Here is a 15297-nt window from a genome sequence, read left to right on the forward strand (position 1 = left end):
TCTACTGGTTGTCAGTCGATGACCCTCAGTGAGCGGAGTCCGAACGTGTCCACCCCCATGGCCAGCACCCCCCGCGGCGTCACCCGCGTTCTGATCCTCGCCGACGCCCCGGTCCTGCGCCGTGGGCTGGTCGGCATGATCAACGAGACCGCCGGCATGCAGGCGGTGGGCACCCCGGGGGAGCCGCGTCGCGCGCTGACCCTGGCCGAGTCCGCTCGGCCGGACGCAGTGGTGGTGGAGCTGGGCACCGGCCGGGCGGCCACGCTGAACGCCGTGCGGGACCTGCGTCGCCGGTTCCCGCAGCTGGCCGTGGTGGCGCTGGCGACGTCGGAGGACCCGGGTGTGGTGAACGAGGCGCTGGCCGCCGGCGTGCGCAGCTACCTGCTGATGAACACCTCACCGACCCTGCTGGGCTGGGCCGTGCTGGCCGCGCGGGCCGGGCGCACCGTGGTCGACCCGCAGATCCGTCGCGGGGAGGGCTCGGCGGAGCCGGTGTCGCGGGAGCTGACCCCGGAGGTGCCGCTGACCCGCCGGGAGTCCGACGTGCTCGACGAGCTGCTCCAGGGACAGTCGAACCGGGCGATCGGCAAGAACCTGTTCATCTCCGAGGACACCGTGAAGTCCCACGTCAAGGCCATCCTGCGCAAGCTCGGCGCCCGCGACCGGGCACACGCCGTCTCCCTGGTGCTCTCGGCACGCAACCCCGGCTGCAGCTGCGGCGCCCACCGGCTCACCGAGGCCCCGGCCGACGTCTGACCGCAGGCATCACCCCGGCCGGCGGGCAGATCCAGGACTACCGTTCCGAGCATGGTCGGCATCCTGGCGGCTGCACTCCTGGTCCTCGTGCTGGCCGGACTCGTGGCCTGGGCGATGTCGGTGCCGCAGACCTCGGTGACCGGTGCGGCGGGCTGGCGGCTGCCCCCGCGCGAGCGGGCCCGCCAGCAGTTGGCCCTCGCCGCGGCCCGCTGGACGGTCGGCCACGACGAGGTCGACGGCGTCACCCGCGTGCTCCTGCAGCGCACCTGCATCGGCCTGGACGGGCGGCCCGACGTGCTGGAGGAGCGCGTCTTCGACAGCTTCCCGGCGCACGACCCGTTGTGGGAGGCCCGCTTCACCGAGGCGATGGCCAACGCCCGGTTCCGCGCCCGCTACCTCAACACCGAGGAGGGGCAGCCGGAGTAGCCGGACGGCCGAGGCGGAGGATGGGGCCATGGGTCAGGTCGTCGCCACCGCAGAACAGCTCGTCCACGCACCGGCGGACGTCGTCCGCGCGGCGCTCGCCGACTACGAGGTCACCCGGCCGAAGGTGCTGCCCGAGCAGTACAGCGAGTACCGGGTCGACGCCGGTGGCCAGGGTGCGGGCACGAAGGTGCACTGGCGCCTGCAGGCCACCTCCAAGCGGGTGCGCGAGCAGGACGTCGTCGTCACCGCGGGCGCCGACGGTGCCCTGGTGGAGAGCGACGCGAACTCCAGCATGGTCACCACCTGGACCGTGCACCCGGCCGACGCCGGGTCGAGCACCGTGCGCGCCCGCACCACCTGGACCGGGGCGAGTGGCATCGGCGGCTTCTTCGAGCGCACCTTCGCGCCCAAGGGGCTGGCCCGCATCCAGGGCGCCATGCTGACGCGGCTGGACCAGGAGCTCGCCACCCGCTGACGCGCGGGGCGCTCAGGACGAGGTGCCGGGCCAGTCGTAACTGGCCGCCGTGATCCGCCGCGACAGCTCGTCGCGCAGCTCGGCGCAGTCCGCGGTCTGCTCGGCGAGCCGGGCCCCGTCCACCGCCAGGCCCTGCCGGCCGGCCTCCGCGGCGTCCAGTGCCGGCGCCGGGGGAGCCTGCCCACCGCCGGCCGTGGGGGCGTGGGTGACGTACTGCTGCACGGCGGACAGCACCGACCGGCGGACGCCGGGCGGCGGTCGGTCGGCCGGGTCGGCCGCAGCGGTCAGCACCAGCACCGCGTCGAGCAGCACCGCGACCGCCGGTGCGGTGCCCAGCTCGGGCGACCGCGGGCGGTAGGCGTGCAGCAGGGGATAGGCCCGGTGCTGCTGCCCCACCGTCGTGAGCGTCGAGGACAGCGACGACAGGGACACCACGGCCGGGAACGCCGTCCCGGACGAGGCCAGGCCGGCCGCCATCTCTGCGCCGGTGCTGCCGAATCCGGTGACCTGGGAGGCGAAGCTCCGCTTGCCGACGACTGCGGAGATCACCGCGGTCAGGTACGAGACCGCCAGTGTGATCAGCAGCATCCCGCTGAGCGCGGAAACCATGGTGGCCAGCTGGAAGCCCGCCCCGGCCGGCTGGTAGCCGCCGTTGCCCAGGGTCGCGACGTTGTAGCCGGCGAAGTAGAACCGCTCCCACACCGAGGCCGGCGCGCCGGTCGAGGAGCCGACCACCGCCTCGTCGCCGCCGAGGAAGACCAGCGACCAGCCGATCCAGAGCAGGGTGAACCAGGAAGCCAGGGTCGCCCCGATCAGGACCACCCCGGGGCCGCCCACGAAGCGCACCAGGGCCGAGTCCGACACGGAAGGCCGCCGGGTCAGCCGCCACCCGACGCGGGTGAGCAGCTGGGTCAGTGGCCCGGGGCCGCTGGCCACCGCCAGCGTGGTGCGCACCTCGTCGACCACGGCGAACGCCACGATGGCCACGCCGATGACGTCCCACCACCACCCGGTCATCGGGAACCGGGCCGGTGGTCGGTGGTGCGGTCAGGCTGGGGCGCGAAGACGGTCGGCCTCCTCGGTCGGGCCCACGGAGGCCGGGCGGACGGGAACTCTGGACGAGAGTGACCGGGCAGGCGGTCGGCTACACACGCCGGTCGCGGCGCATCCGCCGCCGGGCAGGGACGATGGGGGAGTGACCGCAGCGACCCCCACCGTCGAGGGCCTCTCCGAGCTCGCCGACCTGCTCGCCGACGGGGGCGCCGTCGTCCTCTCCGGCGCCGGGCTGTCCACCGACTCCGGCATCCCCGACTACCGCGGCGCCACCGGCTCCCTGCGCCGGCACACGCCGATGACCTACCACACCTTCACCCGTGACCCCGGCGGCCGGCACCGCTACTGGGCGCGCAGCTACGTCGGCTGGCGGCAGATCGAGCGGGCCCGCCCCAACGCCGGACACCGCGCGGTCGCAGCGCTGCAGCAGGCCGGGGCGGTCGGCGAGGTGATCACCCAGAACGTCGACGGGCTGCACCAGGCCGGTGGTGCCCGCGCCGTGCTCGAGCTGCACGGCGGGCTGGACCGCACCGTCTGCCTGGCCTGCGGTGACATGGCCTCCCGTGCCGACCTCGACGTCCGGCTGCGGGCGGTCAACCCCGGGTTCCGGCCCGAGCCGACCGACGAGGTCAACCCCGACGGCGACGTCGAGCTGCCCGAGGAGGCGCTCGACGGGTTCGTGATGGTCGACTGCCTGGCCTGTGGCGGGGGGCCGCTCAAGCCCGACGTGGTCTTCTTCGGCGAGACCGTGCCCCGCGACCGCGTCGACGCCTGCTTCGCCCTGGTCGACGATGCCCGGTCGCTGCTGGTCCTCGGCTCGTCGTTGACCGTGATGAGCGGCTACCGGTTCGTCATCGCCGCCGCCAAGCGCGGCATCCCGGTCGCCATCGTCAACTCCGGGTCCACCCGCGGGGACGCGAAGGCGTCGCTCAAGGTCGACGCGCCGCTGGGTGTGGTGCTGCCCGAGCTGGTCCGCCGGCTGGCATGACCCGCGAGGTCGAGCACACCGAGGACGGCCGCTGGATCGTCGTCGACGGCCGGCGGTGGCGGACCGCGGACCCCGCGCTGCCGGACGACGTCCGGGCCCGGCTGCTGCACCACCTCGGGGTGGCCCGCTCGGCGGTGCGCACCCACCGGGGCGACGACGACGCGGTGGCCGCGGCCCGCGCCCGGGTGCAGCTGGCCAAGACCGGGCTCGGCGAGCGCGGCACTGCCTGGTGGGAGCAGGACGACGCCGAGCGCCGGACCCGCTGGGAGACCGCACTGGCACAGCTCGACCCCTGAGGGGCCAAAATCGCGACTTTGGCCCCTCGATCGGCTGGGAGGTTGGCCGCCGGCCGGCTCGGGCAGGAAGGGCGGCGATGCAGACGTTCCTGCCGGTCGCCGACTTCACCGAGTCCGCCCGGCTCCTGGACAACCCCCGGTTGGGCAAGCAGCGGGTCGAGTGCCTGCAGGTGCTGCGCGCCCTCGAGCTCCCCGACTACGGCTGGGCCAACCACCCGGTCGTCACCATGTGGCGCGGGCACACCGCTGGGCTGGTCGTCTACTCACTGGCCATGGTGCGGGTCTGGCGCGAACGCGGCTTCGCCGACAGCACCGAGACGCTGATCGCCGAGTTCGCCCCGGACGCCGCGCGGATGACCCAGGCCGAGGCCGCCGCCGCCGGCCTGCTGCCCAGCTGGGTGGGCCAGGAGGAGCTGCACCGCTCGCACCGGTCCAACCTGGTGGCCAAGGACCCGGGGTTCTACCGGTCCCGGTTCCCCGGCGACCCCGACGACCTGCCCTACCTGTGGCCCGGCGCCGACGACGTCCCGCCCGCAGCTGCGCCCGAGGGGGTCCCGGTCTGGGTGGTGCGGCCCCGGGCGCACCCCGAGCTCGGCGCGGCGCTGGCCACCGGCGTGGTCGGGTTGGGCACCCAGTCCGGCATCGACGTCGACGCGACCGGTCAGTCGGCGGCCGAGCTCCGGGCGCTGTCCAAGGAGCTCTCCGGTCGTCGCCCGGCCAAGGACCTGCGCCAGCTGTCGGCGTTCCTGGACGAGGTGGCGCCCGGGGACCTGGTCGGGCTGCCGGTCGAGCACGGCGCCGGGCTGCTGCTCGGTGAGGTCGTGGGTGATTACGCCTTCGCCGGCCGGGAGCTGCTGCCGCACCGCCGTCCGGCCCGGTTCGCGTCCGTGGTGCCGCGGTCGGCGGCGCGGCCGCCGGCCACCCTGCAGGACCCGCGGGCGCTGTTCCGGGTCGTCCTGGACCCCGACGCCGTCCCGGCCGGGCTGCGCTGACCTCCTCGACCGCCGGGGCGGTCGGAGGTCGCTCACCGCAGGCCTGCGCCGACCTCCGAGACCGCCGCGGCCAGCCGCCGCCGCGCCTCGGGCAGGTCGGCCGGTTCCCGGGCGGCGTGCACGAACCACCAGGCGCCGGCGTAGAGGCGCCGGAGCCAGACGAACGGCGCGAGCTCTGCCTCGCTCACCGGGTCGGGCATCGCGTCCAGCGCCGCCCGGCCGTCGAGGCGGGCCGAGCAGCGGAGGCTGGCCAGGTCCCAGGCGCGCGGGCCGCGGGAGGTGTCCTCCAGGTCGGTCCAGCGCAGCCCCTCGCCGGTGACCAGCAGGTTGCCGGGGTGGGTGTCGCCGTGCAGCGTCATCTCCGCGCCGACCAGCCGTGGCCGCAGCGCGGTCACCAGCTCGCCGACCTCGCGGAGCACGGCCGGGTCGGCCCCCAGCTCGGTGCCGGTGTCGCGGAAGACGGCCAGGTCCTCCAGCGGCCGGTCCAGCGGCGAGCCGGTCCACAGCGGCGGCAGCGTGCCGAGCACCTCGTGCAGCTCGGCCAGTGACCGGCCGGCCTGCTCCGCGGTCGGTCGATCCGGCGACACGTCGACATGTCGCCAGAACGACACCGTGAGCCCGTCGTGCTCGTGCGGTCCCGGCGGCAGCAGGTCCGACGGTGGCACGACCGCCGCCCCGGCCGCGGTCAGCGCTGCGGCCAGCGCCAGCTCCCGGGTGAACGGCCGGCGGATCTCCGGACGGAGCAGCGGCGTGTAGACGGCCACCCGGGCCACCACCGGCGCCGGGCGCAGGTGCACCACCGCGTTGACGCCCCAGGACAGCAGCGCCGGGACCTCGACGGGCAGGCCGTGCTGCCGCGCGACGGCGACAGCCGCGGCGACGGCCTGCTCGACCGACGCCGTCACGACCCGGGCAGCGGCACGTTCTGCAGTCGCACCTGCCCGCGGGCCGCGATCTTGCCGTCCTCGCGGGTGAGGGTGACCAGCCACAGCTGCAGCGTCTTCCCCTGCTGCACCGGCTCGGCGAGGACGTCGAGCCGGCCGGCGGTCATCGGGCGCAGGAAGTCGGTGCTGTTGTTCACGCCCACCGCGAACTGGCCGCGCTCGGCGACCGCGGCGCTCGCTCCCACGCTGGCGGCGCCCTCCACGATCGTGCAGTAGACGCCGCCGTGCACGACGCCCCACGGCGTGTGGTGCTCCGGCCCGACGTCGACGTGCCCGGTGACCCGGGTGCCGGTGACCTCGGCCAGTTCGAACCCGGTGGCCGCGACGAACGCGCTGGCGGCCGTCAGGTCCGGCGTCACGCGGCGTCCCAGACCAGGCAGAACGGGTGCCCGACCGGGTCGGCGTAGACCCGGAAGTCCCCACCGCCACCGGGCAGCCGGCTGGCGCCCAGCTCCAGCACCTGCGGCTCGGCGACGTCGACGTCCGCGACCCGGATGTCGAGGTGGAACTGCTGCGGCCGGGCCGGGTCCGGCCAGTCCGGCGGCTGGAGGTCCGGAGCCTGCTGGAAGGCGATGCGGTACCCGGCGCCGGTGACCACCACCCAGTCGTCGCCGGGCTCGCCCTGCACCTCCATGCCGAGCAGGCCGGCGTAGAACGTCGCCAGGGCGTGCGCGTCGGGGGCGTCGATGACCACGGAGTGCAGCTGACCGATCATGGCGGCCATCCTCTCCCGGCCCTGCCCGGGCCCACCACCAGGTGTCCGGCCGGCGACCCCGCGCGCTGGTCAGCGCGGAGCGTGTCGCACGATCAGGGCATGGCCGCACCCGACTCCGCCCCGCAGCTCGGCACGTTGACCTGGCTCCCGGCCGCCGACCACCTGGAGCTGCTCGGCGAGCCCGTCGCCGCGGCACTGCCGTCGCTGATCGGGCTGGCCTGGGTGGCGTCCATCGACGACGAGGCCGCCGACACCGCGGCCTTCACCGACGTCTACGAGGTCCCGGCCGCCGCCTCGGCCAACTGCGTGGTGGTCGCCGCGCGCCGGTCGGGGGAGACGACCCTGGCCGCCTGCCTGGTGTTGGCCACCACCCGCGCCGACGTGAACGGGCTGGTCCGGCGGCACCTGGGGGCGCGCAAGGCGTCGTTCGCGCCGCAGGACGTCGCGGTCGCGGAGAGCCGGATGGCCTACGGCGGGATCACCCCGGTCGGGCTGCCGGCGTCCTGGCCGGTGCTGGTCGACGCCGCGGTGGCCGCCAGCGAGCTCGTGGTGATCGGTTCGGGCACCCGGGGCAGCAAGCTCGCCGTCTCCGGCGCCGTGCTGGCCGGGCTGCCGGGCGCGGAGGTGCTCGAGGGGCTGGGCCAGCCGATCGGCTGACCGTGCCTACCCTCGGGGGCGTGTCAGAGCGCGATCAGGAACCCGCACCGCCGCGCCCCGAGCGGGCACCCGACGACAGCGACGTCGGCTGGGGGGACCGGCTGACCGACTCCGACGACGACGACCTCCGCTACCTGGAGGACCGCCCGCCGCACTGGGGCAGCGACTAGAAGGACCCCACTGCCCCCCACGCCTCGCGAGCTCGCCGCGGGGCCCTGCAGCGGGGCCGTTCGAGCCCGTCTCAGTGCGGGTCAGGCGCGGTGTCGGGCTTCCGGGCCGGACGCCGGCGGCTGGCCGTGCTGGGCCTGGAGCAGATCGCGGATCTGGACCAGGAGCTCGGTCTGGGTGGGCAGCACCGGCCCGGTCTGCTCACCGCGCTCCCGGCGCTCGAACAGCGCCTTCATCGGCAGCACGACCACGAAGTAGATGACCGCCGCGGTCAGCACGAAGGTGATCAGCTGGTTGACGAAGTCGCCCCAGGCGAAGGTCTGCCCGTTGACCTCGAACGTCCCGCCCTGCACGCCACCGCCCCCGACCAGGCCGATCAGCGGACGCAGGAACGCCTCGGTGAACGAGCTGACCACGGCGGTGAACGCAGCCCCGATGACCACCGCCACCGCGAGGTCGATGACGTTCCCGCGGAGCAGGAAGTCCTTGAAGCCCTTGAGCACGAACGGCACCTCTCGGTCGCGGGGACCTCGCTGCGGAGCCCCATGATCACGGCCGGCCGAGCGTAACGGTGAGCGTCCCGGTCGCCGCGGCAGCGGCCAGCCGCGCCGCGGTGTCCGGGGAGACCGCCAGCACCAGCAGCCCGCCGCCGGCCGGGGTGCCCACCGTCGGGCCGTCGGTGAGCTCCGGCGCCGGGGCGGTGAGCACGCGGGCGCCGCTGGCGACCACCTCGACGACCGGGGCCGCGGTCGCGCCGGGCGCACCGGCGGCCAGCACGTCGACCCGGTCACCGGCGCGCAGCAGCGTCGCCACCGCGAGGTCGGCCAGCCGCACGGGGGCGGCGACCTGCCCGGCGGGGACCGCCGACCACAGCCCCGGCCCGACCAGCCGGACGTCGGTGACCGGCTCACCGGAGCGCACCGGCGCGGCCAGCAGCTGACCGGTCAACCCGCCGGCGTCGGCCGTGGCCCCGGACGGGAGCAGGCCGGTGGGCAGCTCGGCCGCCGCGAGATCGCCGGCGGTGAGCACCGTGCCGGCCGGGAGGTCGGTCGCGGCGACGACCACCGGGACGGTCGGCTGCCCGCGCACGACCGGAGCCGACGGCGGTGGGCGCAGCGCGAGGACCAGGGCCAGGCACACGAGCGCAGCCGCAGCCACCTGCCGGAGCAGGTGCACGGGGGAGCGCGGACGACGGAGACGGGGCACACGGCGACGCTAGGAGCAGCGGCGGTGCCCGTCCCGGTGCAGCGCGAGGCTGTGGACCGCGGGCCCGGCTGTGGACCGGCGGCAGCGCGCCGCCGTCGTCCGTGCGCCGGTCAGTTCGCGGCCTTGCCCCCGCTGCTGCTGGACGAGGAGCTGCTCGACGACGTGGACGCGGTACCGTTCGACGTCGTGCTGCTGGTCTTGCTGCCGGCGTCCTTGCTGCCGGACTCCTTGCCGCCGGACTCCTTGCCGCCGCCGGAGTCCTTGCTCCCGCCGGAGGACTCCTTCGCCGAGCTGGAGCCGGTCGAGGCGCCCTCGCCCTTGCGGCTGTCGGTCCGGTAGAAGCCCGACCCCTTGAAGACCACGCCGACCGAGCCGTAGACCTTGCGCACCGGCGCCTCGCACTCGGGGCAGGTGGCCACGGCGGGGTCGGTGAACGACTGCACGACCTCGAACTCGTGCTTGACCTCGGGGTTGGTGCAGACGTACTGGTAGGTGGGCACGGTGTGGGAGCTCCTCGTCCGATCCGAGCCGGGCTGGCACTCGGGCCCGGCGACTGCCAATGATGCGCCGTCGGCCTGCCCGGCGTCCACGCCGGTCGGCCGGTGTCGGCCCGCCGGGTGACGAGCGTCTCCCGCTGCGGCCGGACGGCGCCGGCCCGGCCGGTAGCGTGGCCGGGCGTGTCCTCCCCGTGGCTCGACGAGCAGCAGCAGCGCACCTGGCGGGCCTGGCTGGCCGTCGCCGAGCTGCTGCCGCGCACGCTCGACGCCCAGCTCCAGCGGGACGCCGGCCTCACCCACGCGGCCTACGTGGTGCTCGCGATGCTGTCCGAGGCGCCGGGCGGGAACCTGCGGATGAGCGACCTGGCGCGCACCGCGAACCAGTCGCAGAGCCGGCTCTCGCACACCGTGGCCCGGCTGGAGGAGCGGGGGTGGGTGCGCCGCGAGAAGGCCGCCGAGGACCGCCGGGGCAACGTCGCCGTGCTCACCGACGCCGGCCGGGACGTCGTGGAACGGGCCGCGCCCGGGCACGTGGCCGCCGTCCGGGAAGGGGTGTTCGCCGCGCTGACCCCCGCGCAGACGCAGGCGCTGGAGGAGGCGCTCGCCGCCGTCCTCGACCGGCTGGACCCCGACGCCACGCTGCGGGCGCACGAGCCCGGCTGAGCAGCGGGAAGCCCGCCCGCCGGGGCGGTGTTGGCCGCAGTGATGTCCGAGACCCCGCTGCCCCTGTCCGTGCTCGAGCTGGCCACCGTCGGGTCCGGGCAGACCACCGCCGACGCCCTGGCGCACACCGTCGCCGTCGCGCAGGCCGCCGACCGGCTCGGCTACCGGCGGCTGTGGGTGGCCGAGCACCACAACATGCCGGCGGTGGCCAGCACCAACCCGCCGGTGCTCATCGCCCACCTGGCCGCGGTGACCGACCGGATCGCCGTCGGCTCCGGCGGGGTCATGCTGCCCAACCACGCGCCCCTGGTGGTGGCCGAGCAGTTCGCCCTGCTCGAGGCGCTGCACCCGGGGCGGATCGACCTGGGCATCGGCCGGGCCCCGGGCACCGACCAGCACACCGCGCTGGCGCTGCGCCGCGACCCGAAGCTGCTGTCGGCCGAGCAGTTCCCGCAGGACCTGCTGGACCTGCTGGGGCTCTTCGGTGACCAGCGGGTCGAGGGCGGGCTGGCCGAGCGGTTCACCGCCACGCCGGCCGCCGTCTCCGCGCCCCGGGTGGTCCTGCTGGGCTCCAGCAGCTACTCCGCGCAGCTGGCCGGGCAGCTCGGGCTGCCGTTCACCTTCGCCCACCACTTCGGCAGCCCGCACGCCGTCGCCGCGCTGGAGCTCTACCGGGAGTCCTTCCGGCCCTCGGACGCACTGCCCCGGCCGTACGCCGTCGTCACCGCGAGCACGCTGGTCGCCGACTCCGACGAGGAGGCCCGCCGGCTGGCGCTGCCCGGTCAGCTGATGCGGCTGTCCATCCGCACCAACCGGCTGCGCCCGGTGCCCAGCCTCGCGGAGGCGGCCACCGACCCGGAGCGGGCCGCCGCCGAGGGGATGCCGAGCAACGCGATCGTCGGCGGCCCGGAGCGGGCGGTCACCGAGCTGCGGCAGTTGGCCGCCGACACCGGCGCCGACGAGCTGATGGTCACCGCCTCCACCCACGGCGTGGCCGAGCGGGTGCGCAGCCTGGAGCTGCTCGCCGCGGCCTGGGGGCTCACCCCGGCCGGGCAGGCCACCGCGGCCTGAGGCGCCGGCTGGGATGCCGGCCGCTGCCTCAGGCCGGCCCGCCTCAGGCGGAGCGGAGGACCGCGGCCTTCACGCTGGTCAGGCCAGCGCCCAGGGCCCCGCGCACGGTGGAGCTCGTCCGCTGCTGCTCGCCCTGCTGAGCGGCCAGCACGATGAGCACGCCGGTCAGCGCGGGGTTGACCCACTGCAGCGGCTTCTGCCCCTTCTGCGCGGTGGCGACGTCCGACGGTGTGTTCGGCGCCGGGTCGGTCGCGGTCGCGCTGGGCACCGGCGACTTGGCCCCGATCTTGGCGCCCAGTGCCCCGCTGGCGATCGACGTCCCGATCGCGGCGACGGTCAGCGCGCTCTTGACCACGGTGTTCGCCATCGCTCCCGGCCCGGTGCCCACCCGGCCACGGTCGGCGCGCAGCATGCCCACCGAGCCGATCAGGTGCGCGGCGATCGCGGCACCCTGCACCGGCGCCCAGGCCGCCCAGCCGATCGAGGACAGCCGCGTCCGTTCGGTGCTGTCGCGGGCGGCGGCCGCGGCCTTGTTCAGGCCGACGGCGCCCATCAGGTTGCCGCCGAACCAGGCGGCCAGGCCGAGGTCGTGCATGGAGCGGAGGACGGTGTGCTGGTCGTTCGACATGGGGTCTCCTCGTGTGCCCGGCCGGCGGCCGAGGCGGGGAGCCGGGAGGTCTGACCGGCTCCCTGAGAGCCGTGCCCGCTGCGGAGGTCGGCAACCCCGTCGTCGGCGACCGAGTTCACCGCAGGTGACGGAGGTAGGCAGCCGGGTCGCTGAGGAACTGCCGCCAGTTGACGGTGAGCTCCAGCTCGTCCCACTGCGCGGGCCGCATCCCCCAGTCACCGACCTCCACCAGCTGGGCTCCCGGCAGGGCGGCGACGACGGGGGAGTGGGTGGCGACGACGACCTGCGCACCGGACGCCACCAGGTCCAGCAGCACCGTGACCAGCGCCAGGCTGCCGCCGAAGGAGAGCGCCGCATCGGGCTCGTCCAGCAGGTAGGTGCCGCCCCCGCCGCCGGACCGCCGGGTGAGGACCTCGAGGAACGCCTCTCCGTGGGAGAGCTCGTGGTAGCTCGGGTCGGGGCTGCCGATCCCCTCCAGGTGGCTGTACAGGGTGTGCAGCGTCTCGTCGCGGAGGAAGCAGCCCCACCGGGACGCGCCGGGGCTGCGCTCGACGACCAGCCCGAGCGACTCCGGCTCGCTGGGCCGGGTGCTGAACCGGGTGTGCACCGTGCCGCCCTCCGGGTTGAGGCCCAGGGTGACGGCGAGCAGCTCCATCACCGTCGACTTGCCCGACCCGTTCTCACCGACCAGCACCAGCGCGCCGTGCGGCAGCTCCAGGCCGGTGTCGAGCAGCTGGGCGACCGCCGGCACGGTCAGCGGCCACTGCGCGCGCTCCTCGCCGGTCGGGGCGGGCCGGCCGGGATCGGGTCGGAAGCGGCGGATCGGTCGGCTGTCCACGCCGGCCATCCTGGCGGGCGGGTGTGACGGGACGGCGGTGTGCCGGGCTCGCGCCCCCACCGCCGGGCTCGCCCTGCAGCGCGAGCCCGGCGACTGCGCCGCGAGCCCGACGGCCGGTCCCGGTCGCCAGGCGTCAGCGGCCCAGGTGCCGCCAGCGGCGGGTGCGGGCGCGCATCCGCTCCACGTCGTCCCGGCCGAGCAGACCGGCCAGCTCCTCGGCCAGCACCCGGCCCAGCCGCTGGCAGAACTCCACCGGCTCGTCGGCGGCGTCGGGCCGCTCGGGCACCACCCGGTCGACGATCCCCGCCCGCCACAGGTCGGTGGCCCGCACACCCTGCGAGGCGGCGAGCTCGTCGGCCCGGTCGACGGTGCGGTGCACGATCGCCGACGCGCCCTCCGGGGGCAGCGGGCCCAGCCAGCCGTTGGCCGCGGCCAGCACCCGGTCCGCCGGCACGAGGGCCAGCGCGCCGCCGCCGGTGCCCTGGCCGAGCAGCACGGCGAGGGTCGGCGCCCGGAGCGTCACCATGTCCTGCAGGCAGCGCGCGATCTCCCCGGCCAGCCCGCCCTCCTCGGCGGCGACCGACAGCGCCGCACCTGGGGTGTCGATCAGCGTGAGCAGCGGCAGCCGCAGCTCCGCGGCCAGCCGCATGCCGCGCCGGGCCTCGCGCAGCGCACCCGGGCCCAGCGGCGCCGACAGCGACTGGCCGCGCCGGTCCTGGCCCAGCACGACGCAGGGGGCACCGCCGAAGCGGGCCAGCGCGAGCAGCAGCCCGGGGTCGGACTCGCCGGCGCCGGTGCCGTTGAGGGTGACGACGTCGGTCGCCGCCGTCCGCAGCAGCTGGCGGGCCCCCGGGCGTGCCGTCCGCCTGGAGGCGGTGACCACCTCCCAGGCGCTGCGGCCGTCCTCCGGGTCGTCGGCGTCCGTGCCGTCGCCGTCGACCGGGCCCTCGACCGAGGCGGTGCGGTGCCAGGTCTCCCGGGCGGCGAGCACCCGCAGCGCCCGGTCGGCGACGTCGGCCAGCTCGTCGACCGGGACGACGCCGTCGATCAGCCCGCGCGAGGCCATGTTCTCCGACGTCTGCACCCCCGGGGGGAACGGCTCCCCGTACAGCGCCTCGTACACCCGGGGGCCGAGGAAGCCGATCGCCGCGCCCGGCTCGGCGATCGTCACGTGCCCCAGCGAGCCCCAGGAGGCCAGCACCCCGCCGAACGTCGGGCCGCGCAGGTAGACCAGGTAGGGCAGCCCCGCCTCCTTGTGCCGGGCGATCGCCGCGGTGATGCCGATCATCTGCAGGAACGCGACCGTGCCCTCCTGCATCCGGGTCCCCCCGGAGACCGGCGCGGCCAGCAGCGGCAGCCCCTCGTCGGTGGCCCGGTCCACCGCCGCCATCAGCCGCTCCGCGGTGGCGACGCCGATCGACCCGGCGAGGAAGCCGAACTCCCCGGCCACGACGGCGACCCGCCGGCCGCGCAGCGTGCCCTCGCCGGTGACGACCGCCTCGTCCTGGCCGCTCTTCTCCGCCGCGCGGGCCAGCTCCGCGGCGTAGCCGTCCTCGACCTCGCGCGGGGGCACGCTGGAGTCCCAGGACCGCCAGGACCCCGGGTCGAGCACGATGTCCCGCAGCGCCCGGGCGTCCAGCCGTGGACTCACGTGGCGTGCCCGTCCTCGACGTCGGCGCCCTCGCCGTCGGGCTGCGGTACGCCCTCGGTCGGCCCGGACAGCCACCTCCGGATCGCCTCGCCGTCGGCGCCCAGCACCGGCGGCGGGGTGTGGTCGCGACGGGTCGTCTCGGTCTCGCCGTCGGTGCCGGGGGCGAAGAAGCGCAGCGGCGGGCCGGGCAGGGTGAGCGGCCCGGCGGTCGGGTGGTCGACGGAGATCGCCAGTCCCTGGGAGAGGGTCTGCTCCCAGGCGTAGACCTCGTCCAGGGTGCGCACCTTGCCGGCCGGCACGCCGGACGCGGCCAGCCGGGCCAGCAGTTCCTCGGCCGGGATCTCGGCGAAGGCGGTCTCCAGCAGCTCGATCACCCGGTCGCGGTTGCCCACCCGCTCGCCGTTGGTGGCCAGGCCCTCGGCGTCGGGGTCGAAGCCGAACTCGGTGCACAGCCGGCGCCACAGGCCCTCGCTGCCGCAGGACAGCTGCACGCTCCCGCCCGCGCAGCGGAACAGGCCGTAGGGGGCGATCGAGGGGTGGTGGTTGCCCTGCCCGCGGTTGACCTGGCCGGCGACGGTGTACGCCGTCCCCTGGAAGGCGTGCACGCCGACGACGGCGGCCAGCAGCGAGGTGCGCACCACCTGGCCGACCCCGGTGTGCTCCCGCTCGTACAGCGCCGCGAGCACGCCGTAGGCGCCGTACATGCCGGCCAGCAGGTCACCGATCGGCACGCCGACCTTCTGCGGGTCCTCCGGGCCGGAGCCGGTGAGCGACATCAGCCCGGCCTCGCCCTGGGCGATCTGGTCGTAGCCGGCCCGCTGGCCCTCGGGGCCGTCGTGGCCGAAGCCGCTGATCGACAGCTGCACCAGCCGGGGGTTGAGCTCGGCGAGCACGTCGGTGCTGAAGCCGAGGCGGGCCAGCGTGCCGGGCCGGAAGTTCTCCAGCAGCACGTCGGCGCGGCGCACCAGCTCGGTCAGCACCTGCTTGTCCGCGTCGTCCTTGAGGTCGAGGGTGATCGACTCCTTGTTGCGGTTGGCGGAGAAGAAGTACGTCGACTCCCGGCCGGCGCCCTCGGGCTGGACGAACGGCGGGCCCCAGCCGCGGCTGTCGTCACCGCTGCCCGGGCTCTCCACCTTGATCACCCGGGCGCCGAGGTCGCCGAGCATCATCCCGGCGTGCGGTCCGGCCAGGGCGCGGGTCAGGTCGACGACGAGGACGCCGTCCAGGGGGCCACTCACGAGGGTGGAGTCCTTCCAACGAGACGACGGAGACG

The 15297-nt window shown here is 75.7% G+C and carries 21 protein-coding genes; 10 read left to right on the forward strand and 11 right to left on the reverse strand.

Features of this window, described 5'->3' with window-relative positions; genetic code table 11:
- Nucleotides 1–45 precede the first annotated feature (45 nt).
- Genes O2W53_RS02990 through O2W53_RS03000 form a run of 3 tightly spaced genes read left to right on the forward strand, consistent with a single transcriptional unit; the run spans nt 46 to nt 1657 of the window.
- Entirely contained in the window at nt 46–756 is a 711-nt protein-coding gene (locus O2W53_RS02990; RefSeq protein WP_269161551.1) for a response regulator transcription factor, read from the forward strand.
- A 51-nt stretch (nt 757–807) separates the two neighbouring features.
- Entirely contained in the window at nt 808–1182 is a 375-nt protein-coding gene (locus O2W53_RS02995) for a hypothetical protein (RefSeq protein WP_269161552.1), read from the forward strand.
- Between the two features lie 28 nt (nt 1183–1210).
- Entirely contained in the window at nt 1211–1657 is a 447-nt protein-coding gene (locus O2W53_RS03000; protein ID WP_036336227.1) for an SRPBCC family protein, read from the forward strand.
- A 12-nt stretch (nt 1658–1669) separates the two neighbouring features.
- Here the strand turns inward: O2W53_RS03000 and O2W53_RS03005 are convergent, their stop codons facing one another.
- Nucleotides 1670–2674 carry an ion channel gene (locus O2W53_RS03005; protein WP_269161553.1) on the reverse strand — a complete coding sequence of 335 codons (1005 nt, stop codon included), beginning with the start codon at nt 2672–2674 and terminating at the stop codon, nt 1670–1672.
- 178 nt (nt 2675–2852) lie between these two features.
- Between O2W53_RS03005 and O2W53_RS03010 the strand changes: the two genes are divergently transcribed.
- From O2W53_RS03010 to O2W53_RS03020, 3 genes are all read left to right on the forward strand, one after another.
- Nucleotides 2853–3698 carry an NAD-dependent protein deacetylase gene (locus O2W53_RS03010; protein ID WP_269161554.1) on the forward strand — a complete coding sequence of 282 codons (846 nt, stop codon included), beginning with the start codon at nt 2853–2855 and terminating at the stop codon, nt 3696–3698.
- A complete protein-coding gene (locus O2W53_RS03015; protein WP_269161555.1) occupies nt 3695–3994 on the forward strand; it encodes a biopolymer transporter Tol in 300 nt (99 codons plus the stop codon). The genes O2W53_RS03010 and O2W53_RS03015 overlap by 4 nt, the downstream gene beginning before the upstream one ends.
- Nucleotides 3995–4071: 77 nt before the next feature.
- The gene (locus O2W53_RS03020; protein WP_269161556.1) at nt 4072–4986 is read left to right on the forward strand and encodes an MSMEG_6728 family protein; all 915 of its coding nucleotides are present in this window, start codon (nt 4072–4074) and stop codon (nt 4984–4986) included.
- A gap of 32 nt (nt 4987–5018) precedes the next feature.
- On the opposite strand, the gene O2W53_RS03025 is transcribed toward O2W53_RS03020, so the two are convergent.
- Genes O2W53_RS03025 through O2W53_RS03035 form a run of 3 tightly spaced genes read right to left on the reverse strand, consistent with a single transcriptional unit; the run spans nt 5019 to nt 6645 of the window.
- A complete protein-coding gene (locus tag O2W53_RS03025; protein WP_269161557.1) occupies nt 5019–5891 on the reverse strand; it encodes a phosphotransferase in 873 nt (290 codons plus the stop codon).
- On the reverse strand, nt 5888–6289 hold the full coding sequence (locus O2W53_RS03030) for a PaaI family thioesterase (protein WP_269161558.1): 402 nt from the start codon (nt 6287–6289) through the stop codon (nt 5888–5890). The genes O2W53_RS03025 and O2W53_RS03030 overlap by 4 nt, the downstream gene beginning before the upstream one ends.
- Complete coding sequence (locus tag O2W53_RS03035; RefSeq protein ID WP_269161559.1) at nt 6286–6645, reverse strand: VOC family protein; 360 nt, start codon at nt 6643–6645, stop codon at nt 6286–6288. Before O2W53_RS03035 ends, O2W53_RS03030 begins: the two co-directional genes overlap by 4 nt.
- A gap of 99 nt (nt 6646–6744) precedes the next feature.
- Here O2W53_RS03035 and O2W53_RS03040 point away from each other — a divergent pair, with 99 nt between their 5' ends.
- Entirely contained in the window at nt 6745–7302 is a 558-nt protein-coding gene (locus O2W53_RS03040; RefSeq protein ID WP_269161560.1) for a YbaK/EbsC family protein, read from the forward strand.
- A 20-nt stretch (nt 7303–7322) separates the two neighbouring features.
- Entirely contained in the window at nt 7323–7472 is a 150-nt protein-coding gene (locus O2W53_RS03045) for a hypothetical protein (protein WP_269161561.1), read from the forward strand.
- Between the two features lie 81 nt (nt 7473–7553).
- On the opposite strand, the gene mscL is transcribed toward O2W53_RS03045, so the two are convergent.
- From mscL to O2W53_RS03060, 3 genes are all read right to left on the reverse strand, one after another.
- Entirely contained in the window at nt 7554–7973 is a 420-nt protein-coding gene (mscL, locus tag O2W53_RS03050) for a large conductance mechanosensitive channel protein MscL (protein ID WP_269161562.1), read from the reverse strand.
- A gap of 46 nt (nt 7974–8019) precedes the next feature.
- Entirely contained in the window at nt 8020–8676 is a 657-nt protein-coding gene (cpaB, locus tag O2W53_RS03055) for a Flp pilus assembly protein CpaB (RefSeq protein ID WP_269161563.1), read from the reverse strand.
- Between the two features lie 110 nt (nt 8677–8786).
- Entirely contained in the window at nt 8787–9176 is a 390-nt protein-coding gene (locus O2W53_RS03060) for an FmdB family zinc ribbon protein (RefSeq protein WP_269161564.1), read from the reverse strand.
- A gap of 177 nt (nt 9177–9353) precedes the next feature.
- Between O2W53_RS03060 and O2W53_RS03065 the strand changes: the two genes are divergently transcribed.
- On the forward strand, nt 9354–9836 hold the full coding sequence (locus O2W53_RS03065; RefSeq protein ID WP_269161565.1) for a MarR family winged helix-turn-helix transcriptional regulator: 483 nt from the start codon (nt 9354–9356) through the stop codon (nt 9834–9836).
- 42 nt (nt 9837–9878) lie between these two features.
- A complete protein-coding gene (locus tag O2W53_RS03070; RefSeq protein ID WP_269161566.1) occupies nt 9879–10907 on the forward strand; it encodes an LLM class flavin-dependent oxidoreductase in 1029 nt (342 codons plus the stop codon).
- A gap of 43 nt (nt 10908–10950) precedes the next feature.
- On the opposite strand, the gene O2W53_RS03075 is transcribed toward O2W53_RS03070, so the two are convergent.
- The 4 genes from O2W53_RS03075 to O2W53_RS03090 all read right to left on the reverse strand — a co-directional run bounded on the left by O2W53_RS03075 (nt 10951) and on the right by O2W53_RS03090 (nt 15262).
- Entirely contained in the window at nt 10951–11535 is a 585-nt protein-coding gene (locus tag O2W53_RS03075) for a hypothetical protein (RefSeq protein ID WP_269161567.1), read from the reverse strand.
- A 115-nt stretch (nt 11536–11650) separates the two neighbouring features.
- The gene (locus O2W53_RS03080; RefSeq protein WP_269161568.1) at nt 11651–12373 is read right to left on the reverse strand and encodes an AAA family ATPase; all 723 of its coding nucleotides are present in this window, start codon (nt 12371–12373) and stop codon (nt 11651–11653) included.
- Between the two features lie 133 nt (nt 12374–12506).
- Complete coding sequence (locus tag O2W53_RS03085; protein ID WP_269161569.1) at nt 12507–14024, reverse strand: carboxyl transferase domain-containing protein; 1518 nt, start codon at nt 14022–14024, stop codon at nt 12507–12509.
- Complete coding sequence (locus tag O2W53_RS03090; protein ID WP_269161570.1) at nt 14021–15262, reverse strand: CaiB/BaiF CoA transferase family protein; 1242 nt, start codon at nt 15260–15262, stop codon at nt 14021–14023. Before O2W53_RS03090 ends, O2W53_RS03085 begins: the two co-directional genes overlap by 4 nt.
- Nucleotides 15263–15297: the final 35 nt, after the last annotated feature.

Source organism: Modestobacter sp. VKM Ac-2978 (assembly GCF_026968025.1).
Taxonomy (GTDB): domain Bacteria; phylum Actinomycetota; class Actinomycetes; order Mycobacteriales; family Geodermatophilaceae; genus Modestobacter.